This is a genomic window from Dapis brunnea BLCC-M229 (assembly GCF_050015995.1).
In the GTDB taxonomy this organism is placed as follows: domain Bacteria; phylum Cyanobacteriota; class Cyanobacteriia; order Cyanobacteriales; family Microcoleaceae; genus Trichodesmium.
This window is the reverse complement of record NZ_JBNHEP010000307.1, coordinates 1-22995: the sequence shown is the minus strand read 5'-3', so window position 1 is coordinate 22995 and position 22995 is coordinate 1. Positions and strand designations below refer to the sequence as shown.

Sequence of the window (22995 nt, the reverse complement as noted above, 5' to 3'; positions counted from 1 at the left end):
TCAAATGGTTTCTATACAAACAATGTTTTGAAATAGTAAATTTATACCAAAAGCGCCATTTATTGTGAATCAAGGGTATGAAATTTTATCATGTCGAGGGAGTTCCTGAGAGTTGAGCATCTGAAAAATTAGTATCGTAACTAATTTTAGATCCTCACTAGAATGATTGTCATAATAAATATAGCATTCCTAAATGAGTCGTAATAAGTTCAAACTTATAAAATAACATTAAAACCAATACCTTGACTTTATGGTTTCCTATAGACTTGGTGTTTTAGGATAATCTAAATCACACAACCTATATAGGACTGCTATATGTCAATTGTACTTAGTTAAAGACTGATTTTCTGTTAGGGAATTAGTAGTTGAAAATTTCAATTGAATTATTTCTATGAATACAATAGTAATTAAAATAGGTACTTCTAGCCTAACTAATTCAGAAACTGGAAATTTAGCCTTATCCACAATTTCTAGCTTAATTGAAACTGTTACCAATTTAAATCGCCAGGGACATCGAGTAGTTTTAGTTTCATCTGGAGCTGTTGGTGTAGGTTGCGATCTTTTAGGACTAACCGAAAAGCCCCGGAATATTTCCATCAAGCAAGCAGTAGCAGCAGTAGGTCAAGGACGACTGATGCGAGTTTACGATGACTTGTTTTCATCTTTGCAACAGACAATTGCCCAAATTTTACTAACTAGAAGTGACTTAGCACGACGTAGTAGTTATGTCAATGCCTACAACACATTTCAAGAACTTTTGCGAATGGGCGTAGTCCCAATAGTCAATGAAAATGATACTACTGCTGTCGAAGAGCTAAATTTTGGGGACAATGATACTCTCTCAGCTTTAGTTGCCAGTCTAGTAGAGGCTGATTGGTTATTCATACTAACTGATGTTGATAGATTATACTCGGCCGATCCAAGAAATAATCCTGATGCCTTACCCATTGCCTTAGTAGAACGAATGGAACAACTCGAAGAACTTCAAGTTCAAACCGGGGAGTCTGTTAGTGGACGAGGAACTGGCGGAATGATTACAAAAATTGAGGCTGCTAAAATTGCTACTGCTGCTGGAGTCCGAACTGTAATTACTGATGGTAAACTACCCACTAATATACATAAAATCCTCAATGGAGAATCTATTGGCACACAGTTTGAACCTCAACCACAACAAGTAAATGCTCGCAAACATTGGATTGCTAATGTTTTAGTTCCAGCAGGCCAGCTCTATCTAGACCAAGGTGCAGTTAAGGCCATTTCTGAGTTGGGTAAATCTCTATTAGCTGCTGGTATTACTCAAGTAGAAGGGGAATTTAATTCATCGGATGCTGTACAGCTATGCAATGAAGAAGGTGAGGAAATAGCTAGGGGACTTGTGAACTACAGCAATGTTGAATTGCAAAAAATTCTAGGTTGTCATTCAGAAAATATACCTGATATTTTGGGCTATGCGGGAGCTGAAACAGTTATACATAGAGATAATCTTCTGATTACCGAAAGATTAGGGTAGATGCTTCGCCCATAAGCGGGCGACTTTTTGATTGATAAAGTACGAAGACATAAGGTATAATATGGTTGTCGCGGGTGGGCAATCCGAGATATTAAACGGATCCCGAGGGAAGTGTAAGACTACCGTTAAGGTAGCAGTACCTGATGAAACTTCAACTCACTGAAGATCTACTGCTCAGTCGGAATCCGCCTCTTGTAGAGGAGCTGCCTCTTGCAGAGGAGCTTCTCTAACCCTAACGCCAACAGGTCGCAGAGGATGTCAAAAATTAAATCATCGTTTCTGGTGGAGCCATATCAGAACCAACAACTAGACTACCTGCAGTAGATTTTAATCCTGGTGTTTGAGTGGTTTCTAAATGCTTATCTGAGTGGGCAACTGAATCAGGTGCTTCTGGTGTATCTGGAATCAGATTTGCTCCAGGACTTGGTTGTTGAGACATCCAACTTAGTCCGCTTACTGCTCCAGCAATTAAAGCTGTGTAACCTACATATAAGTAAGCTGGATGTAAATAAAATCCAAAGTCTTTATTCGACTTAGACCAAGATGGCATTAAGCCTTGGAGTGAATTAGAAATAGGTAAAGCTGCTGCTAAAGTTACTCCATCAAATCCTAAAGCGTTGCCAAGACGAAAGATGAATCCCCGAAGATATACATCTTCTGGTAATTTTTCTGTTTCGCCTTTCTCTATTGCTTCTAGGTAATGAAGTGGTACGAAGGTTTGTTTATGAATTTGTTTCATAGATAAACAACGCATTTTTCGTGCTTTTTGTAGTTTTTTGCCTAGTTCCTGTAAATATGTATTTCTTTGCTGAACTTCTAAAGCTGCTTGCTCTGCTTTTGTTTGCTTTTTATTCCATTTGAGTCGATTATTTTGTACTGGAAACTCTTCAGAGTAATTGTTGTTATTTTCTGAAAGATTAGTGTCTGTATTATCGGAATTGATAGATACTACGATTGATTCAGTTGGAGTTTCTGGTTCTATGGCATTGGTTAGGTTTATACTCATTTTTTCTTGAACCTGATTTTGATTTTTAGGGATTAACTGTTCCTGATATTTCTGTTGATAAATAAGATTTTTTTCCTGCTCATCTATGTAGTTAGTCTGAGAGGAAGTTAGATTTGTTGAAGAATCTTTCTTGTCTGGTATTAATGTTCTAGTTAAGTTTTTGAGGCTGAGTTTAATTGCTTCAGGTCCTAATACTTTAATTTGAGCTTCGGTTTGAGCTACTGCTTCCTCTAGGGTTGTTTTTAGGTTAGTCAACATAAGACTATAAATTTGGCTACTTTGGATTTCGGCTTCAATATTAGTAGCTAGCGATCGCCAACTATCTCTATCTATTTGTATGGGAATATGTCCCGAAAAACTATGGCTAGATGCAAGTTTGAATTCCATGATTATGGTTTTAGTTTTATTTATACTTAATAGGAGTAATCTAAGTAATTTATTCTATGAGTTAGTTGTGATTCCGGATTAATAACTATGAAGATTTATAGAAGTTTTTACGTTGATGAGATACAAAGTTTTAGGACTTTAGGGAATAGGGAGCACAGATTAAAATCAAACTTACCTAACTATGCTAAAAAGTGCTTTAATTTTTGTTGTTTGTAGAATTTTCTGACTGCTTGAGTTTCTTTTTCTAGAGAAAATTTTTCTCATTTGTGTGAGGAACACAACATTAAATTGGTTGAAACTGAAGAGTCATATACCAGTAAGGCTAGTTTTTTAGATGGGAATTTTCTGCCTACTTTCGGTGAAAAACCCCTAGGGTGGAAACCATCAGGGAAACGAGTTAAAGGTGGGATGTACCAAACTGGTAAGTTTATTGGTTAACGCTGATTTAAATGGTGCAGCGAATATACTTCTATACTTCGTAAAGTAGAGACACAGTTAGGATTAAACCTAGCCAAGGTCTGTAGGCAAGTTTTGACCCTTGCTACCAGATTTCGCGTCTGGGAAACCAAAGCTAATAAGCGAAACGGAGTTGCTTTAGCCCTCCCTCCGTGTAGCAAAAGTTTATAATCCCCGCGCTTTTAAGCCGGGGAAAAGTCAATAATAGTTTTATCGGCCTTGGTAATTGCTAAGATGATTTTCTACTAGAGTTGATACCCATCACTTGCTCTGGTTAGATATTTAGAGGTATTAAAAACAGATTTTTCTTAAAGTTTCATCTCTTGATTTACCAACGCCGTTTTATCTACTAATCAGTAAGGCGGTAGTAGTCCATTCTAATTATTCTTACCTTATAGACAGGGGGAGCATCATGCTCTCCTGCTAGACATTGCTCGTCTCCTTCTACCATTATTATGTAGGACTACCAAAACTTTTTCTACTCTCAAGTTGACTACTTGTAAACCCGGTCAAGCAAAAATAGTCCCACTACAATTCCAACAAAATGAGCCACAATCATGTGAGTATTACCCAAAACTATAAAAATATCTAGTGGTTGAATAAACTCTCTCAGATTAGCAGTGCTTTCAATAAATATTTGTGGTCTAGCTAATGACTTACCTAACAAAATACCCCCAATTGCCTCTGCCCCAAATAGAGTTAGGGTCATACCAATCAGATTAGCAATCAAAGCCCTTTTCACTTGTTGAGTTGTATCTGCCCTACTTGGTCTTAAAGAAGGCGTAGGCGATCGTAACTGTCTAGCCACACGAGTATAACGGAAGGCCAAGTAAATACTGAATCCCAGTACCACAAGCCCACAAACAGCAAAAAACAATCCACCTCCTGAACCCGCTCCAGTCTTCTGACCTGGTAAAGCTACTACAGCAAACAGAAAAATTATGCCTGAAACTATCCCTAGCACAAGTTGTACCCAAAAGCAAGCCCAACCGCCTAATCGGAGGGCTTTAGCTACCTGTTCAACTGTAGGTGGCAAGGAAGAAGGCGAGTCTGATGAATTTGACATATTTCTTCTGCTTGTATCTTCTGACTTCTCTAAAATTTTTACACAAATATGGTTGACGTTTGGTCAACTCCTTTTAGAATATATTTAAGAATTGTAAAGAAACAATTCTATCTAGAAACACTATGAAATTTGAGGCCAATTTATGATGACACAACCACAACCTACTACTAGACCTAATTTGGAGGAGCCAAAGTTCGGATTCAACCAATACGCAGAACGTCTAAATGGTAGAGCAGCGATGATTGGCTTTGTGTTGACTTTAGCAATTGAATACTTTACTGGAGAAGGTTTACTATCTTGGTTAGGTCTCAATTAGGATTTGAGATCTACCTAGTTATTTGAGATAAATATTATATTATAATAGAGATTGAACCAAGAGTCTACCTCAAATATTTTAGAGGATTGTTGTTGGTCAGCTAAAGTATTCTGGTCAAGTCTACCAACAACTTCCATATAACTTACCAAAATTTCATAATAATCCACAATATTTGGAACAATCAAGAATTAATTGTCTGTAACAATTAATTCACCTCTACTGTAATGAAAATTTGGGGTAGTTTGAAATCTTTTGTGTTTCAACCGAGAGATTAGACACAACCTAGGTTCCTTTAATGACTTTGACAATTTTCAAAAATTGTAGATACAACTTGCAAGAATTCAAGTGGTTTGAATCTTTGTAATTAGTTGTAAGTAGATTAGTTTGATCATCGATAAAATAGTGATAGAAATTTCAAACCCTGAAAACTTCATAAATATGAGGATAAGAGAAAATCGCTAATACCTTGATAAGTTAAGAATATTCTAGGTTAAATTCCTGTGATCTGAAAAACTGCTAGTGAATACATAACAGATATTATTGAGGAGCATTATCTCTCATAATTGCATTGGATGAACAAAACAGTGTTAATGTGAAGCCAAGAACTAATCCCATCTACAGGACTTAGGCACTACCGCTATATATGGTGGATTATTTGGTGATTATTCAAGATATAACTACTACAATTAGTGTCGTTGCGTAAGTCCCGATCTAGTTGAGAACTTAATACTTTTTTAATTTAAGATATCTTTTTTGACATCCTCTCTGGCTGTTAGGTGCAGAGATTCATACTGAGCGGTAGCTCTTCGACGGGTTGACGTTTTGCTTACGCAAAGCTCCGCTTTTAATGTCGCGCAGCGAAACACAGGGTGCTGCAAGCTTGGCGCTAGTCTGACGCTTCCCGAGCGTCCGTTCAATGTCTCTCCTTGCCCACCCGGGACAATAATACTATACTATAGCTTATGTCCTCCTAACTTAATCAATCAAAAAGTCGCCCGCTTGTGGGCGAGGCTTCAGACCGATTTTTTTGGTGAAACCTTAAGATTGATTGGTTTTCCCATATTATCTTCCCTTGGCCAGAGATCCCAGGTCTTAAAACAAAGTTGAGATAAAATCAAAACTAATTTACGGATTTCAAGTTTCAGATGGCAGTATAGTTAATGAGTTAACATAATTAAGATTAAGGGAGTGAGATTATTAACTTAATTCTCCTGAGCAGAACAAAATATACTTAAAGTCTAGATGGCATTAAATTAAACTTATGATGAACGCTTTATGGCCAAGAATTCTGAAAATAGCTTATCGAAAAGATCCAGTAGTAAGCTTTGTAGTCACAGTAGGAGCTGTTGATGCTGTAATTGGTGGTGTTGGATCTAGTTGGTCTTTATTTGGTTTAGGAATGGGAACAGTAGGAGTGGCAATCATATTGCGTTTCTGTTTCCTAAAGCGTTCTCATCTTGAGCAAACTACTCCAGTTCCAGAATACTATCTGCCTCCCAATTCATCTCGTCCACAACTACCAATTCTAAATAGAAATAAAAAGCATCTTCCTTAATCAGAAATAAATTATTGCCCATGAAAATAGGCCAAGTTGCTGATCTTAGTGGCTTTCCAATTAAGACTATCCGCTACTATGAGGATATTGGTTTACTTAAACCTTCTGTAGAACGTTCTGAATCTGGTTATCGTTTGTTTGAAGAGTCGGTGCTTGGCAGACTTGGTTTTATTAAACGAGCTAAGTCTTTGGGTTTGAGCTTAAGGGAAATTTCAGAAATCTTGGTCATCAGAGATCGAGGTGAACTACCCTGTAGAGAGGTTAAGCAGAAATTAACCAGTAAAGTCAAAGAGATTACTTCTCAGATAGAAGCATTGGAAAAATTAAAAGCAGAGTTACAAGAAATTCTTCAGCATTGGCAGGAGCAACCATCAACTAATCAGTCAAAGGAGAATGTTTGTCCTAATGTACAAACTCAAAGATATAGCAATGGCGACCATAGGAGTTGCCAACCTATCAAGTATAACTAAAGTTCAGATAGGAGAGCCGTAGGATTGGCGACGTACAGAAGTTAAAGAAAGCAGCACGGATTGTGTTTGAGAACCTTGAGAATATCCCCGCCAGTAATGGCGACTGCCATAATTAAGTTACTCCCAACGTTGCGCTGACGCTACAACGAAGCATTCCCTACAATCACTCTATAGGCTATAGGGAATTTCTGCTGCCTCTTGCCTCCTGAGGAGGAGGTGCATTAACAGATGAGCTGCGCCAACATACCATCTGCCTCCGAGGATGAACCTCTTTTTGGTCTTAAGTTCGCTCCTAAAGACTTGCCAGTGCAGTCATGGGGGATCCCCCATGAGCGACTAGCGCTGATACTGCTAGCCCACCAGCCTTATTTCTATTACTACAGTAGCACAAGCTTTGGGAAAACTCTAACATTGATTGGTTTTCATCCATCCCCCCTAACCCCCCTTTCAAAGCTATCCCTGATAAGGAACTTCTAAAATCTTTTTCCGATAGGGAGATGGGGGAGTTTAGCCTCTAATTAAATACGCTTACTCTCCTATCATATCCATTGAATGGTAATAAACATAACCTTTTTCTAATGTCTAAGTTTTATGTTAAGAAAGATGCTTATAAAGCATAGCTTTCAAAGGGTGGAACAAAAGGGGGAATGGAGAGCGCGAGTCTTCAACCAACGTTGAGATAAATAAACAAAAAAAAAGGGAACCATGGTTCCCTTTTTCTTGATTGTTTAATTTTTTTCTAAGTATTTTTTGCTGCTTTTTTATCTGTCTTAACCTTGCAGCTCCTCCTCTTCCTTTAATATTTCTACCTTGTTTACGGGGAGATTCCCATCTTTTTAAATGCTTCACCATATCTTTATCCTTAGTTTTAAATTTACAATTATAGTAGAAATTACTATGGGCGGAGAGAGACTCGAACTCTCACGACCGAAGTCGCCACATTTTGAGTGTGGTGCGTCTACCAATTTCGCCACCCGCCCTTACTCTTATTATTGTATACATCTCTTGCTAAATTTTGCAACAGATCCTGATATTTTTTACTACTAGCCCATTTGTCAATTTCTTTAGCTCTCAATACAGGCAATGGATGACTTAACTGGGCTGTTTGGAGTTCCCTTAAAACTTCACCCAATTCTGTATTACTAAATTCATTGTAAGCTCTTGCCTGAGCTAAAAAAGCATCAACATTAAGTTTTGGTGATATGCTTGGAGAACCACCAGCTAGCTTCATCAAAACTGATACAACTACTTTAGGATCTTGTGTAGCTAGTAGAGCTGCGCGATCGCAACTAAATTCGGCACACCTTAACCATTCTAGTATTTGGCTTTGTAAGCTTTGAGCTATTATACCACCCCATGTCGAAATTTGTCCAGCAGCAAGTACAATTAAATTACCTAAGGTGAGATATACTCCATGCTCACATTTCAGATGTCCTAGTTCGTGACCTAATACTGCTTGGATTTCCTCTAAGTTGAGCAACTCTATCAAAGATGTATGAACAACAATAAAAGGTTGCTTTCCTCGCATAGCAAATGTATAAGCATTAGGCACAGGATGTTGACGAACGTATAATTGGGGTGGTTCTACATCAAGTGCTTGACAAGCATCTAATAGTGTTTTGTGTAAATTTGGCAGTTGTGCTTCACTAACTAGAACACTAGATGCTATATTTTCCATGTAGAAAAATTGCTCACCTAGTGGGCCTAATAACTGTCTGACTAATAAGTCTATACCAGGCAGTTGCTTCAAAGCATTGGTTGCCTCTAAATCTAAGGGATGCCGAAAATGATTTGCCTTTAAACCAATTAGTTGCGTTGTTGTCAAAGCCATATTTGCTTCAGTCCAAGCCTACCAATGATATATTAGCACAACCAAATATCAAATCTCAAAATATGTTGCACCTACATATATAAGTTAATAAAATTCCAGTCAAATTATAGACACCCCAGCAATTAGATTTTAAAAATTCCTTTAAATTTTACTTTGAGAGATTAATTATCCAGGTTCGATTTTCTATTATAGATGTTGAAAGAGGACTCCTGTTATAATCTTCGATTTAACGTTGAGACTGGGTGTATAAACTGCGCGGGAAACCCTAACCTCCAGCCCCTCATGAATTTCAACCAGCAAATTACTGGTTAAGGTCAAGAAAGTTATACCATTTCACAGAATTCAGAATTCAGAATTCAGAATTCAGAAGTTAGATTGGATAGGCTAAAAACTTTGACAAGAGAAAGGTTTGAGGCAATTATTTGACATTTAAAGTTTGAAACTATTTGTGACATCTTTAAAGTGAATTGGTATCACTAATCAATAGTTGCTCAATCCTAACTGAATATATTATCCCTGCTGATGCGCCTTATCCTAATTACAATTATCAAGCAAAAAACTTAACAATAAGGTGGAAAAACTAATCCTAAGTTAAAGTCAGTTAATGCTCAAGTTTTACAGCAAACTCTGAAGACTTTAGAGCGGGCATTTTCTGAGATGAAAAGTGTAGGTAAAGGCTTCCTGATATTCAAGAAAAGGATGAGAAGCTTTGTTTTTCTTACCATGCTGAAAAATTGTTTAGGTTGGGGTAGATTCAAGTTGCCTCAACTGGGGTAGGTTAAATTAAGGCAAAGCAGACAATACCCTGAAGGAATGGTAGCTAAACAAGCTAGGATAGTTAAAAAGGCGCTTTGATTATTATCTGATGGTTAGTTTTACTTCATCAGAGTCAGTACCAGATAATCCCTTTGGGAAAAAGTCTTTAGGGGTAGATGCAGGTATAGAAAGTTTTGTCGCTACTTCTACAGGAAAATTAATTAAAGCTCCTAAGTTTTGATTAGGTCAACTACGGAAGCTGAAATTGCTGCAAAGAAGACTAAAGCATAAGACTAAAAGTTCGAGTAATTGGTTAAAGATTCAGAAAAAATATCTAAACTGCATGCATGAGAAAATCTCTAATACTAGACGTGATTGACATTGGAAATTAACTCATCAACTTTGTGACTTAGCAGATAATATTTTTGTAGAAGATATCAACTTTGTTTCTTTGTCTAAAGGTATTGTTGGAAAGCAATCTTTAGATCGTGGTATAGGTCAGTTTATCAATGAAATATTACCGAAAAATTTTGGTTTAAAGCCTCCCCTTTTAAGGGGATAATAAATAAAAATTTTTATGATTAGTCAATCCTATCCGTTTTCAATAATGAATAATTATTCATTATTCATTATTGAACTTATGTTTGCTGGAAACGAGGTAAGTATTATGGGAAAGTTAATAAGGATTATGCTTCTCAAGTATGCCCATTATGTGGTCATATTCAGAAAAAGAAATTGTTTGAAAGAATTCACAATTGCAACAGTTGTGGCCACCAAGAAAACCGCGATATAGCTGCTGCAAAAGTGATTAGAAATAGAGGATTAATAGCCGTGGGGCACACGGTAGAAGAAAAGCGCACCGCCTGGGCTGAGGTTTTCGAGCGCGTCAAGACGGAGCAAGAAAGCTTGTGGAAATGGTAGTAGCGGGGGTGCAACTCAACTTGTTTTATTTGTTATCTAGTTAAGAATCTGTGAAACAAGAATCTCCCCTTATAATCTTTGATTTAACGGTGAGAGTGTCAATAACATAGATTCCCAACTGAGGGCTATATTGGTGTCAAAATTGATTCTAACTTTTTCATGGTCTGCTTTTAATCAACAAAGTGGTTAAATCCAGTTGATTTTGAAGTGAAAGCCATTAAAATCCAAAACTAAATTTATGCTTTCTATCTTGATCTTTTTGGGTGAATAACTGTCATTTTTCTTCAGGAGTGACCTCTATTACATAAAAATCACATTTGGAATTATTGCTTCAGTTATACGGTCAGCTAACTAGGTCGGAAATTCAGTTTAAGTTTCTGAGAGTTTGATTAACCTTGTTTTCCTGTCACTTTACTTAGGAGTTGAATAGATGAAGTTTTAACAGCTAGTTGCGTTTTTTCAGAACTTATTTTAATTAGACTATAATCTTTTCGCTTTTTCTTTTTGACCTTTTTTATCCGTAAATTCGAGAGTTATACTAAATCCGGTTTACACGAGAGCCTTATAATGAGGGTAAGGCAGAAGGCAGAAGGCAGAAGGGTTAGAGAGGAATTTCAAAAAGATACTTTTTATAACCGGATTTGGTATTAAAAGAAGTAATAACAGCAATCAAGTCTGCCATAATTTTCTCTTGTTAACCCTTAGTTTGATTAACAATCTCAACTTTTTGATCTAGATATACTTCTTTTAAATCATCCATATCTATTACAGATACAGATTTCTATAGGCATTCACCACAGGAAAAAGCGGGTCTTCTCACAACATGTTAGATAAAAACCTAACTATTGGACTATATTTTATTTTGGCGTTTCGTTCCAGTTAGGATGATATTGACAGTTGCTATAACCTGTAAAAATATATTCAAATCATTTACCTATCAGACCCTAATAGTGGTCTGAGTGAGTAATATATGGGGTAGGAATAGATTTAAGATATACAAGTATGAATCCCATTGTACCCAATCAATCCTTCCTACCGAGCCAACGAAACGCCTAATGGTCTCAGTTCTTACTAAAGTATAATTGGATTTTTTTTAGATAGAATCTGGTAAAATTTCATTTTCTTTAACTAGGTCTAACCTCTGCAATTTTGCTCCTAACTTTTGCAATTTAATTTCTAGTTGTTCGTAGCCTCGATTAAGGTGTTGTAGACCCTGAAATGTTGTTTCCCCCTCTGCTGCTAAGGCTGCTAAAATCAAGGCAGCAGAAGCTCTCAGGTCAGTACCAATTACTGGAGCAGCGGATAACTTAGGTACTCCTTCGACAATGGCATGATTTCCTTTTACCCTAATATTAGCACCCATTCTATTTAGTTCTGAAACATGACGCATACGATTCTCAAATACCGTTTCTGTAACAGAACTACTGCCGGAACAGACACTTAATAAAGCCATAAATGGAGCTTGCATATCTGTAGGAAAACCAGGGTATGGTTGAGTGTCAATATCAGTAGATTTTAATATTTCACTAGGTAAAATGCGTAAGCTATCAGATTTGTCCTGTATAATTTTTACTCCTACTGACTGGAGTTTAGAAATAACTGCACTTAAATGTTTGGGAACTACTGGTGCAATAGTTATTTCTGAATTTGTAATCGCACCAGCTATTAAAAATGTCCCAGCTTCTATTCGATCGGGTATAATAGTATAATCTACCGAATGTAGTTTTGGGACCCCAGATATGACTATACTCTTTGTACCTGCACCAGAAATTTGAGCACCCATAGCTATACATAGATTAGCCAGGTCTTCTACTTCTGGTTCTTGAGCTGCGTTTTCAATGATGGTTTCTCCTTCAGCCAAGGTAGCTGCCATCATTAAAGTTTCAGTCGCCCCAACACTGGGATAGTCAAGATAAATTTTTGCCCCTTGTAACTTTTTTTTACTACCACTGATATAAGCGTTAACCATACCATGTTCAATATGAACTTCTGCTCCTAGAGCTTGTAAACCTCTAACATGAAGGTCAACAGGTCTAGCACCAATAGCACATCCTCCTGGTAGGGGGACACGAGCAACTCCCAGTCTAGCCAAAATAGGACCTATAGCAAAAAAGCTGGCACGCAACTGTCTAACTAATTCATAAGGAGCTTCAGGATTATCTAAATCCCTAGCATCTATATCTAAAGTATTACCATCCTGTGTGATTTTTGCTCCCAGGGCAGATAATACTTTTCCCATTGTGTTAATATCTGCTAGACATGGGATCTGACGTAAACGACAAACCCCTGAAGAAAGTAGTGTTGCTGCCATTGCAGGGAGTGCTGAATTTTTAGCACCACTAATATTAATTTTTCCTTGTAAACGAGAAGGACCCCAAATTTTCAGTATTGACTGATTGACAGGGGATAACTTTGGCTTGTCGGTTTCTGTGATTGAATCTAATTGTTGATTGATGGCTCTATCCTCCCTCAATAGCCTAATTAATTTATTGATTTTAATTTTTGCTCTTGATTGTACTGGAAAGTAAGCAAATGTCTAGGGGTTGACAAATTCTTTTTCTTAATCTAAGTTGCCAAGAAAATTTAGATAGCTCCGGAAAAATTGTAGGGATTTAAGTTTAAAGACTACCATCTATAGAACCCAAATGGGTTCTATTCAAAAATAGAGGGGGAGGCTAGGAGATGGGGAGATGGGCTGTATTGGAACATTTTTCAATTATTGCTTTTTCCCAGAGGGGACTCCGTACTTCAAAAATTTAATCCCAGGCGTTACTCCATTCCTGGCACAAAATTATAATTAGTAGATCATTGCAGCATATACTTGCAGTCAAATTTTGTTAGGTAATCTTCTAGGGGGAAGTGAGTAATACCAAAAAGAGAGTGAGAAGATATGGGTATTCATGTTGGAGGAGTATGGGAATATTTTCCACCTTTCTCCCTTATTGCCTAATTCCCACTCCTGACTCAGTGCCTCAAAATTGTCATCAAAGGTATTGATACTAAATGGTTTATATCTGCCATATATCTTAAATTGATTTTGAGTTAGAGTAAAGTGGTAAAAAATATACCCTGGTACAGAAATGGAGATGGTGGATGAAAATAGGTATTCCAAAGGAAATTAAGGATCAAGAGTTTCGTGTAGGACTAACTCCTGCAAGTGTTAGGGTCTGTACTGAAGCAGGTAACCAGGTATTTATAGAGACAGAAGCTGGTTTAGGTGCAGGTTTTAGTGATAGTGATTATCTTCAAGCAGGCGGACATATCTTATCAGATACTAAAGATGTTTGGAATTGTGAAATGATAGTCAAGGTCAAGGAACCTTTATCATCAGAGTATCAGTTTCTCAAATCAGGACAACTACTATTTACTTATTTACATTTGGCTGCGGATCGGAAGTTAACTGAAAGGTTGATTGAAAGTGGTGTGATGGCGATCGCCTATGAAACGGTAGAGCTAGCTGACCAAAGGCTACCTTTGTTAACTCCTATGAGTATAATAGCTGGACGTTTGTCTGTGCAGTTTGGGGCAAGATTTTTGGAAAGGCAACAAGGCGGTAGAGGTGTTCTATTGGGTGGAGTTCCTGGTGTTACCCCTGGCAAGGTTGTAATTCTAGGAGGAGGGGTAGTTGGTACAGAGGCAGCTAAGATTGCTGTTGGTTTTGGTGCAAGAGTCCAAATTTTGGATATTAATTTGGAAAGGTTGGCTTATTTAGAGACTCTATTTGGCTCAAGGGTAGAGTTACTATATAGTAGTTCTTCTGCTATAGAAGCAGCAGTAGAAGATTGTGATTTGCTTGTCGGTGCCGTTTTAGTTCCTGGTCGTCGTTCTCCAGTGTTAGTTCCTAAAAGTTTGGTGGAGCAGATGCGTTCTGGCTCTGTAATTATTGATGTGGCTGTGGATCAAGGTGGTTGTGTGGAAACTCTACATCCTACTTCTCATACAAATCCTACTTATGTGGAATTAGGTGTTGTACATTATGGAGTACCTAATATGCCAGGAGCAGTTCCCTGGACAGCTACTCAGGCTTTAAATAATAGCACTTTGCCTTATGTATTGCAGTTAGCCAACTATGGTAGTAAAGCTTTAGAAATGAATCCGGGATTGGCTAAGGGATTGAATGTTAAAGACCATGTTTTGGTTCATCCTGCTGTCCGAGAAGTATTTCCCGATCTAAGCAATAAAAACTCAGTATAGTGACAACAAATATTTTCAAATACAACAGACTGATGAACTAAATAATTAGCATATTTATAAAGATTTTTAGACAAGAAACACAGTCGGTCAATTTCAGCATAAAACTGATGATTTTTCTGAATAATATGTCTGTCAACTAATTTCATAAATCAAGTGGTTTGCCTTACTAAAGGCTCCGAGCATTTGATGATTTAGTTTTTAATTCTCAGCTAGTTTAATGTTTAATGGTAAAATTAAACTTGATGAAAGAGTTATTTGATTTTGCCAAATATTTAGTATCTGCTTAGGAATCATGTAAAAATAAGTTCTACGAATTTTATCTGAAATAGATTGTGAAATCTAGCTTTCATCATAAAAACTGTTCAGGTTTTTCTGACACTACTCCTTAGTACAAATCAACGAAAATATTTGACTATATACGACTATATTTATTTATGTAGAACGTTTACTATACCTATAAAGAAAAAAAACTATCCAATTTTTTGGGAAAAGGAATCTTCCACGATTCACACAAAAGAACATAAGCTGATATTCTCAGCTATACCAAATTTCAAATTAAATACTTGGCTGCTCAAATTAACAGTCAATATTTCTAAAATACTCTCTGGATTTTGATCTGTTTAGCTAGTTGATGTATTTCCAATATTCTGTCTATAATTTTCAGCCATTTTCTTTTTCAAAAATATTACAGCACTTTCCTCTGTTATGAGGTAAACATTTAGCTGGCAAGATACCTGCACCACAAGAGTTTTACCGGATAATTAATAATTAAATAATTAAACAGTTTAGGTTAAAAGCCTCCCCTTGGATAGGGGAAAAAAGCGGTCGTTTGCGGAGCAGTCCGTTAGGATGGGATGGCGAGGTCTCCTCGGCATATCCAATCGACCAACAGAGCGGTCGGAAAGCCCAGCATTCCGTCAGGATGGGATGGCGAGGTCTCCTCGCTTGCCTCCAATCTTCCCTTAAGAATAAATTTTTTCCTTATTAGTCAATCCTCTCCCTAAAAGGGAGAGGTAATTATCCATTATCAATTATCCATTATCCATTAATGAATTTTCACGCCTCACGCTTTGTACATCAGTCCGAAATCTACTGTAAAGTTCCACCAACTAGTTTAATTGCCCTCTATCTAATTGACATACTCCCGGCATCATAATCTTTGATTTGATGCGGGATTCCCATCATTGATGATTCTACGTTCATAGAGACAACTTAAAGATCGCAATATTGCCATCACGCGCTCCAGAGGTCGGACTCTCCCGTAGCGTTTGGACTTTTAGCCCCAGTTTCCGTTAGCAAAGCTCCTCCGTTAGCGCAGCTCCTCCGCAGGAGGCAGGAGGCGTGCCCCTAGGTATTGTTTACTATTGCTCCTATGAACAGGTGAATTTTTTGAACCTTTTTTACCTGGTTTATTTTGCCGACAATTTTTATAAAATCGTTGTATTGACTGCCATGCTCTATCGGCTGATGCCTGTCTGGCTTGAGAATTTAACTTTTTAGCCCAAGGAAAATTAACATCTTTTGCTAGTACAGAACAAAGTTTTTGTAAGTCGTTACGGCTAGCTTTTTGATTATTTATCCAATAACGCAAACAACTGTTTCTGATCAACTGACCTGTTAAAATCATTTCATCTAAAATTTTCTTTCATATCATCAAAGATTTATTTTGTCAAATACCGTTCAGAAAAGTGTTAAGCTTCATTAACTAAAAAAACTATTTATAAGTTTTTAAATAGCTATTATGTAGTTTAAGTTAACGGTATCAATGGATTTATAGATGTCTAATTTAGAGAAGGTTAGAATGCTCTGCAAGATTTTACATTAATGTTCACTATTGTACCAAATCTTTCAAATAACGTAAATAGGTGAAAATAAATGATAATATTCTCAATAAGCTTCATTTTATTAAGTTATATAACAATTTAAAAAATTTCAAATTACAAATATAATCTATAATAAAATTAGTTTTACTTATAATAAAAATATCGTAATTGACAAATTTGAATAGATAAGTAATAATAAAGAATTGTCACTTAGCGGAACTGGCGGAATTGGTAGACGCGCTAGATTCAGGTTCTAGTGTTCGCAAGGACTTCCGGGTTCAAGTCCCGGGTTCCGCATTGTATCTTTAGACTATAGGTTTGAATAAGTGTGTAGCTACACAGATCAACCTAAAAAGACAAAAAGAAATACCTAAACAAAGTTTAGTTGAGGTACTTCAAACCTAAATGAGTTGTAAAAACTGAATGGCTAGAAAAAAGGAAAATATAACAAAACATGAGGGAAAACTAGATAATACAAAATCTTCTTCTCAAACTTTTTTTTCTAATTTGTTTGAAACATTTTTTCCTTCTAGCCTTTGTCTTAGATTAATTTTAATTTTTGGTAGTCCTGTAGATGTAGTGATATTTATAAGTAAACCCCTTTCACTGTCAGGAACCTAACTGCAAAAATCACTACTTGTACACCACTACCTAATTGTTAAATGGAAATGCTAAAAAGGGCTTGCTGAATAAAATTAAAATCATTAGCTACCAAGATAAGTAAGTATTATTAAAGCCGGCTCACTTCAATTTAAGAGTTCTTGTACTATCACGTACTAAATTAATTTTTAGAAGATAAACAAGTAACTAAATGGAGTTAGCAGAATGATAAAAATGTTTCCTGTCGCCCTATCGCTCTTTCCTAACCTCACACCTAATACTTTTTCAGCAGACCCTAAATAGGCAATCAAATATTAACAGTGCTGACCAGTTTGCAAAATCCTTTGATCAAGCAAATCCGCCAACTTCACCAATCAAAAGGGAGGCGGGAACAACAATTATTTCTAGTTGAAGGAACTCATCTGTTAGAAGAAGCTTGCAGAAGAGATTATCCTCTTACAACTGTCTGTTATACACCTGAATGGCAAGAAAAACATAAATCTTTGTGTGAATTAGTATCCCAAAAAGCTCAAAGGATAGAATTAGTAAGTGCTAGGGTTATTCAATCTCTTGCTACTACAATTAATCCTGATGGAGTAGTGGCTATAGCACCACAGAGCCAAACAAATTTTCTGAAGATTAAGACCTTGGGAATTGCTTTAGAAAAAATACAAGACCCTGGTAATTTGGGAACTATAATCAGGACAGCTACAGCAACAAATATAGATGGCTTATTTGTGAGTAGAGATAGTGTAGATTTGTATCATCCTAAAGTAGTTCGGGCATCAGCCGGGGAATGGTTTAATTTACATAAAGCAATATCTGAAGACCTAAAGACTGAAGTATTACAATTACAAAGTCAAGGTCTGCAAGTTTTAGCGACAGTTCCAAACTCCAATATTAGCTATTGGCAGATAGACTTACGAAAACCTACACTAATAGTTTTGGGAAATGAAGGTTCTGGTATGTCAACAGATTTAATTGATTTGGCGGATTATTCTGTTAATATTCCTTTGAGTAACGGTGTAGAATCTTTAAATGTTGCCATAAGTACAGCTATAATTTTGTATGAGGTTCAGCGTCAACGTCAATCTTAATCAAAAGCAGTCCACTATTATATTTATCTCAATGTTGGTTGAAGAGTGTGGGTATTCATCTCCCCCTTGGAAAGAGAGTCGTTGGGGGGATGGGAAAACTGATTGGGTTAATTGGTTTTTACCAGTTTTGTCCTATTTTTAGATGGAATAAGGTTTTAGGATATGCATATCTGGGGGAGGGCTTCGGCAAGGGAAGCAGGTGCGCGAGAAACATCAAACCCAAAGCTTCCTTCAGTTGAGCTTTCCTGGGTCATGCTACGCAAAAGCCAACGTAAGGTTTAGGAATCCCACTTTGTCGCACAAGTTTAACGTCGGGAAAATATCAATTTGCTAATGATACATAGTAGGGAAAAAGAAATAGGGATTAGTAAGAATCAGAGAACACTTCAGCCGGAAATAGTTTTGATATCTTGACTATTTTAGGACTGTTTTAATTTTTGGCATTGCTCAATTAAGGTATGAAGGTAAGTTATAGGTAATAAGGAACAAAGAACAAATAATAGGGAACAAATAATAGGGAACAGTTAATATTAACAAGTAATTCAAACAATCCCAAATTATCAAATTATACCGTGTTTCAGCAACGCCTAATTTTTTATTCAGAGGGAAATGATGGTGAATGTTCTTTATTTGTCTGAATATATTTATCTATGTCAGCGATCGCTTCTTCTAACTCTGATAAATTACATTGTTCATTTGACTGATGTTCTTTTGATTTTTTGTTGGTATTTGCAAGTTCTGAATTATTGTCTTCAATTTGAGTTTCTTGAAGAGCAAGATTAAGTTGTTTCTCAAAGTTATCCATAAATGTTTTGGCTGCTCTACTACGAATATCTTTTTTATCCATATTAATTTTTCCCCTCTATATATTTAAGTTCAAAATATTTAAATTCAAAGTTTAACTGACTAATAAGTGATTTGGAGAAAGACAGTGTAGATGAAAGTAATAGATAAAAACTATTTGGTATCTTTTTCAAGCTGAAGTAGCTAGTATATTAAGCAATTTAGAGCTAGGTAATAGCTGAGTGAGAACTATATTATGCCAATAATGATTAAACAAAGAAACTGTAAGACCGATCATTAGGTAAGAAATTCCCAAATGGTTTATATAGTAGATAGTGTAGTTAATCATAACTAAAAAACTGACTATACCCTCATCGAAAATATTATAATAAAGTTATCCATAAATGTTTTGGCTGCTCTACTACGAATATCTTTTTTATCCATATTAATTTTTCCCCTCTATATATTTAAGTTCAAAATATTTAAATTCAAAGTTTAACTGACTAATAAGTGATTTGGAGAAAGACAGTGTAGATGAAAGTAATAGATAAAAACTATTTGGTATCTTTTTCAAGCTGAAGTAGCTAGTATATTAAGCAATTTAGAGCTAGGTAATAGCTGAGTGAGAACTATATTATGCCAATAATGATTAAACAAAGAAACTGTAAGACCGATCATTAGGTAAGAAATTCCCAAATGGTTTATATAGTAGATAGTGTAGTTAATCATAACTAAAAAACTGACTATACCCTCATCGAAAATATTATAATACTGATTAATTTGAGAACATTGATATGCTATAGAAGCACTTGACACCAAAAGATTTTTTGAAAATATCATCACCTTACCTTAATGGTGGAGTCAAGGAAGATTGCTGGGAAATTTTAGAAATTGAGATTTTGGAAGATATATTGAAAGCAAAATTGCGAATGAACTCTACCTTTGTTTCACTAACTGATGCAGATGCTTTTCATTTAACGATATTTTCAACTTCTGAATTTCTGAGTCAACTTGCAATTATATATGGACATATTTGGAATTGGTTGACTGAAAAAACATTTAAAGCTTGGGTGATAGAAAGTAATTTTTCTTACAAAAAGGCCATCTGAGAACAAGAAAACATTAATGTAGAAATGAAATTCACCACCATGAAAAAATACCAAGACAAAACATTGGGCTTTGCTGAAATGTAATGGTAAGTAGCTAAAGGTAAAATTGAAAAACAGATTTTTAGCGTTGATACTTAATCTAAAAATCATTACCACTCAGCAACGCCAAACATTGATAATTGCAAATGCTAAAGTGTTTGATAACAATGGTATTTTTGAAGGCAAGCTTAAACTTTTTTCCTCCTGTAAAGTTCAACCATAAGTATTTGTACAGTAAAAAATGAAGATAGAAAATAATACCAAATTCAAAAAAGACAGTTACATCTTAAATTTGTGATTTATTCCTACAATAAAAAATTATAAATTCCATAAATTGTCAAAATAAAAAAATGTTTTATCTTTTTTTATTATTTTTTTCTTTCTCTCCATACCTATTCCCTGTATCGTGAGTGTAGCAATATTTTATGAAATTAGCAGAATAAATATTGGTTTCGTGTTTAGACTGCAGAAACTTCTGCTGATTATATGATTTTTTCTAGGGAGAAATAGTATATTGTGCCCGAATTATGCTATGCGCTACTTAAATTCATTATTTGAGAAACTCAGCAATGATTTACAGGGTTCTGTAAAGATTATGGAGTTAGTTTCGTCTTATGGTATTATTTCTACACTAAAATTATGGGATTTAACTTGGTCGCAGTTGATCGATTTTTATGTGGAAGACAATCGGTTAAAAAGACATTTATGGGGAGACATCGAAAAGTTTTACATGGATCGTTTTCAGGATACAAATAAATATAAGTTTTACTTGTTGGATAGTTCAAAACCTGCTATAGAGTTTGCCAATAAAGATGAATTTATGCAAGCAAGGATATGTTTTCGATCTTAAGCATGACTTATTAACTGATGACCTTAAAGATATTTTTTCACAAATAGATATTTTGATCTGTGTTGGTTCTATTGGCTATATAGGCCCTCATTTTTTTGAGCAAATGTTGCCCCTTGTTATCGCAAAAAGCTCTTTACCACTACTTGCATTCTTGACTTACCCTATATTTTATTATGATATTTGCGCCAATTATATTGAAGCGGAATTCCGAAAATATGGCTACTTCATTTGTTGCAATGCTCCAGTCAAAGGACGAATAATGACGGATGCCGAGTATGAAATTTCACAAAAAAGCAAATATAGCCAAGCCCTTGATATTTGTCGCTTTAAAAATGATGATTATTATACATCAGCGTTTTATATGGCTCTACCTAAAGATTGGAAAAAGGAATTTGAAAATTCGATGATAAACCAGAATAAGTGCATCTAATTTGATTTGATGGATAATTCTATCTCGAGAATTTATTATGATTTGTTAGGCCAAGTTAATCTCTAGGGAGATAGGCCAAAGGAGTCAAAAAAATTCCTAATAATCATGTTTAGCTATATGTTGTTGTTTTTGCAAACATACCGAGAAGTTTTAGAAAACAGAGATGACTCAAGAATTTGATTACGACTTAATAATTATCGGCGCAGGTGTCGGTGGACATGGTGCAGCATTACACGCTACGAGCTGTGGCCTAAAAACAGCTATTGTAGAAGCAGCAGAAATGGGTGGTACTTGTGTTAACCGAGGTTGTATACCATCCAAAGCACTCCTGGCAGCATCTGGCAAAGTTCGAGAGTTACGGGATACTCACCACTTAAAAACTCTGGGCATTCAATTAGATAATGTGGCTTATGATCGACAAGTAATTGCTTCTCATGCAAGTAACATTGTTACCAAAATAAGAGGTGACATGACCAACAGCCTTAAACGTTTAGGTGTCGATACGATTATAGGTTGGGGTCAGGTAGCAGGAAAACAAAAAGTTACGGTTAAGACGGAAAAGGGAGAAGAAAATTTTACTGCCAAAGATATTATACTTGCTCCTGGGTCAGTACCTTTTGTTCCTCCTGGAATAGAACTGGATGGTAAGACGGTCTTTACCAGTGATGATGCTCTAAAACTAGATTGGTTACCACCTTGGGTTGCAATTATTGGTAGTGGTTATATCGGATTAGAATTTTCTGATATTTACACTGCCCTTGGATGTGAGATTACAATGATTGAGGCGTTAGATCGGTTAATGCCTACTTTCGATCCAGATATAGCTAAGATTGCACAAAGAGTTCTAATTCAATCAAGAGATATTGAGACGAAAGTTGGTAAGTTGGCTATGAAGGTAGTTCCTGGGTCTCCAGTAATTATTGAACTTGCTGATGCCAAGACTAAAGAAGTAGAAGAAGTTCTAGAAGTTGATGCTTGTCTAGTTGCCACAGGTCGCATTCCCTATACAACAGATTTGGCACTGGATTCTGTCGGGGTAGAAACTGACCGCCGAGGATTTATTCCCGTAAATAGCAAAATGGCTGTTTTGTCAAGTGGTGAACCAGTACCTAATTTATGGGCGATCGGTGATGCGACAGGAAAAATGATGTTGGCCCATACAGCATCCGCCCAAGGAATAACAGTGGTAGAAAATATCTGTGGTCGTTATCGGGAAGTAGATTATCTTAGTATCCCGGCGGCAGCTTTTACTCATCCAGAAATTAGCTATGTTGGTATGACAGAATCAGCAGCCAAAGATTTAGGCCAAGAACAGGGGTTTGAAGTAGCAACTGTCAGAACTTATTTTAAGGGTAATTCCAAAGCGATCGCTGAAGGTGAAACAGATGGTGTGGCTAAAGTAATTTATCGTAAAGATACAGGAGAATTATTAGGAGTACATATTATTGGTCTTCATGCTTCTGATTTAATTCAAGAGGCAGCAAATGCTATAGCTAAAAAGCAGTCTGTTAATGAGTTATCTTTTAATGTACATACTCATCCTACTTTGTCAGAAGTTTTGGATGAAGCGTTTAAACGAGCTACTGTTCACTAGCTATTAACCTTTAGAAAATTGGTGGATTTAATGGTAGATTTAATAATATTAATACTATCAAATCCTCCAAAACATAGGGAGGTGGTGTGATGGTCAGACTTAAATCCTCAAAATCTTATTTAAGGGATAGTTTGGTATCAATAAAAATGGATAAATGACTGGGGGTTAGAATTTTTTCCTCAATTATGATTTATGAGTTATA

18 protein-coding genes, 2 tRNA genes and 1 pseudogene are annotated in these 22995 nt (G+C 36.1%); 13 read left to right on the top strand and 8 right to left on the bottom strand.

What is annotated here, in order from left to right; genetic code table 11:
- Window positions 1-391 precede the first annotated feature (391 nt).
- On the top strand, window positions 392-1510 hold the full coding sequence (gene proB / locus ACP6PM_RS35225) for a glutamate 5-kinase (RefSeq protein WP_426591521.1): 1119 nt from the start codon (window positions 392-394) through the stop codon (window positions 1508-1510).
- A 265-nt stretch (window positions 1511-1775) separates the two neighbouring features.
- Here proB and ACP6PM_RS35220 read toward each other — a convergent pair whose 3' ends face one another.
- A complete protein-coding gene (locus tag ACP6PM_RS35220) occupies window positions 1776-2903 on the bottom strand; it encodes a helix-turn-helix domain-containing protein (protein WP_426591520.1) in 1128 nt (375 codons plus the stop codon).
- Between the two features lie 288 nt (window positions 2904-3191).
- Here ACP6PM_RS35220 and ACP6PM_RS35215 point away from each other — a divergent pair, with 288 nt between their 5' ends.
- Window positions 3192-3341: a hypothetical protein gene (locus tag ACP6PM_RS35215; RefSeq protein ID WP_426591519.1), complete on the top strand. Its 150-nt coding sequence runs from the start codon at window positions 3192-3194 to the stop codon at window positions 3339-3341.
- Window positions 3342-3852: 511 nt separating this feature from the next.
- Here the strand turns inward: ACP6PM_RS35215 and ACP6PM_RS35210 are convergent.
- Window positions 3853-4425 (bottom strand): DUF3611 family protein, encoded by a 573-nt coding sequence (locus tag ACP6PM_RS35210; RefSeq protein WP_426591518.1) that lies wholly within the window; start codon window positions 4423-4425, stop codon window positions 3853-3855.
- Window positions 4426-4567: 142 nt separating this feature from the next.
- Between ACP6PM_RS35210 and ACP6PM_RS35205 the strand changes: the two genes are divergently transcribed.
- The 3 genes from ACP6PM_RS35205 to ACP6PM_RS35195 all read left to right on the top strand — a co-directional run bounded on the left by ACP6PM_RS35205 (window position 4568) and on the right by ACP6PM_RS35195 (window position 6766).
- On the top strand, window positions 4568-4741 hold the full coding sequence (locus tag ACP6PM_RS35205; protein WP_426591565.1) for a hypothetical protein: 174 nt from the start codon (window positions 4568-4570) through the stop codon (window positions 4739-4741).
- A 1264-nt stretch (window positions 4742-6005) separates the two neighbouring features.
- Window positions 6006-6296: a hypothetical protein gene (locus ACP6PM_RS35200; RefSeq protein ID WP_426591563.1), complete on the top strand. Its 291-nt coding sequence runs from the start codon at window positions 6006-6008 to the stop codon at window positions 6294-6296.
- 20 nt (window positions 6297-6316) lie between these two features.
- Entirely contained in the window at window positions 6317-6766 is a 450-nt protein-coding gene (locus ACP6PM_RS35195; RefSeq protein ID WP_426591517.1) for a heavy metal-responsive transcriptional regulator, read from the top strand.
- A gap of 594 nt (window positions 6767-7360) precedes the next feature.
- Here the strand turns inward: ACP6PM_RS35195 and ACP6PM_RS35190 are convergent.
- The 3 genes from ACP6PM_RS35190 to ACP6PM_RS35180 form a co-directional block, all read right to left on the bottom strand.
- Complete coding sequence (locus tag ACP6PM_RS35190; RefSeq protein ID WP_426591516.1) at window positions 7361-7618, bottom strand: hypothetical protein; 258 nt, start codon at window positions 7616-7618, stop codon at window positions 7361-7363.
- A 46-nt stretch (window positions 7619-7664) separates the two neighbouring features.
- Window positions 7665-7746: transfer RNA gene (locus ACP6PM_RS35185), tRNA-Leu, on the bottom strand.
- Window positions 7725-8597 (bottom strand): M48 family metallopeptidase, encoded by an 873-nt coding sequence (locus ACP6PM_RS35180; RefSeq protein WP_426591515.1) that lies wholly within the window; start codon window positions 8595-8597, stop codon window positions 7725-7727. The genes ACP6PM_RS35185 and ACP6PM_RS35180 overlap by 22 nt, the downstream gene beginning before the upstream one ends.
- Before the next feature lie 865 nt (window positions 8598-9462).
- On the opposite strand from ACP6PM_RS35180, the gene ACP6PM_RS35175 reads away from it, so the two are divergent.
- Window positions 9463-9594 carry a hypothetical protein gene (locus tag ACP6PM_RS35175; protein WP_426591514.1) on the top strand — a complete coding sequence of 44 codons (132 nt, stop codon included), beginning with the start codon at window positions 9463-9465 and terminating at the stop codon, window positions 9592-9594.
- Window positions 9595-10049: 455 nt separating this feature from the next.
- Window positions 10050-10274: pseudogene (locus ACP6PM_RS35170) on the top strand (zinc ribbon domain-containing protein); the annotation flags it as partial.
- A 1093-nt stretch (window positions 10275-11367) separates the two neighbouring features.
- Here ACP6PM_RS35170 and murA read toward each other — a convergent pair.
- Window positions 11368-12747, bottom strand: coding sequence for a UDP-N-acetylglucosamine 1-carboxyvinyltransferase (gene murA, locus ACP6PM_RS35165; RefSeq protein WP_426591513.1), 1380 nt, complete (start codon window positions 12745-12747; stop codon window positions 11368-11370).
- A gap of 620 nt (window positions 12748-13367) precedes the next feature.
- Here murA and ald point away from each other — a divergent pair.
- The gene (gene ald, locus ACP6PM_RS35160) at window positions 13368-14468 is read left to right on the top strand and encodes an alanine dehydrogenase (RefSeq protein WP_426591512.1); all 1101 of its coding nucleotides are present in this window, start codon (window positions 13368-13370) and stop codon (window positions 14466-14468) included.
- A 1309-nt stretch (window positions 14469-15777) separates the two neighbouring features.
- Here the strand turns inward: ald and ACP6PM_RS35155 are convergent.
- Window positions 15778-16095: a hypothetical protein gene (locus ACP6PM_RS35155; protein ID WP_426591510.1), complete on the bottom strand. Its 318-nt coding sequence runs from the start codon at window positions 16093-16095 to the stop codon at window positions 15778-15780.
- Window positions 16096-16504: 409 nt separating this feature from the next.
- Between ACP6PM_RS35155 and ACP6PM_RS35150 the strand changes: the two genes are divergently transcribed.
- Together ACP6PM_RS35150 and ACP6PM_RS35145 are read left to right on the top strand one after the other, a co-directional pair.
- Window positions 16505-16588: transfer RNA gene (locus tag ACP6PM_RS35150), tRNA-Leu, on the top strand.
- Between the two features lie 623 nt (window positions 16589-17211).
- The gene (locus ACP6PM_RS35145; protein WP_426591509.1) at window positions 17212-17988 is read left to right on the top strand and encodes a TrmH family RNA methyltransferase; all 777 of its coding nucleotides are present in this window, start codon (window positions 17212-17214) and stop codon (window positions 17986-17988) included.
- Window positions 17989-18583: 595 nt separating this feature from the next.
- Here ACP6PM_RS35145 and ACP6PM_RS35140 read toward each other — a convergent pair.
- Window positions 18584-18835 (bottom strand): hypothetical protein, encoded by a 252-nt coding sequence (locus tag ACP6PM_RS35140; protein WP_426591508.1) that lies wholly within the window; start codon window positions 18833-18835, stop codon window positions 18584-18586.
- A 745-nt stretch (window positions 18836-19580) separates the two neighbouring features.
- Here ACP6PM_RS35140 and ACP6PM_RS35135 point away from each other — a divergent pair.
- The 3 genes from ACP6PM_RS35135 (at window position 19581) to lpdA (ending at window position 22793) form a co-directional block, all read left to right on the top strand.
- The gene (locus ACP6PM_RS35135; protein WP_426591507.1) at window positions 19581-19880 is read left to right on the top strand and encodes a hypothetical protein; all 300 of its coding nucleotides are present in this window, start codon (window positions 19581-19583) and stop codon (window positions 19878-19880) included.
- An 851-nt stretch (window positions 19881-20731) separates the two neighbouring features.
- Complete coding sequence (locus tag ACP6PM_RS35130) at window positions 20732-21199, top strand: hypothetical protein (RefSeq protein ID WP_426591506.1); 468 nt, start codon at window positions 20732-20734, stop codon at window positions 21197-21199.
- Between the two features lie 163 nt (window positions 21200-21362).
- On the top strand, window positions 21363-22793 hold the full coding sequence (gene lpdA / locus ACP6PM_RS35125) for a dihydrolipoyl dehydrogenase (protein ID WP_426591505.1): 1431 nt from the start codon (window positions 21363-21365) through the stop codon (window positions 22791-22793).
- The last annotated feature ends 202 nt before the right edge of the window (window positions 22794-22995 follow it).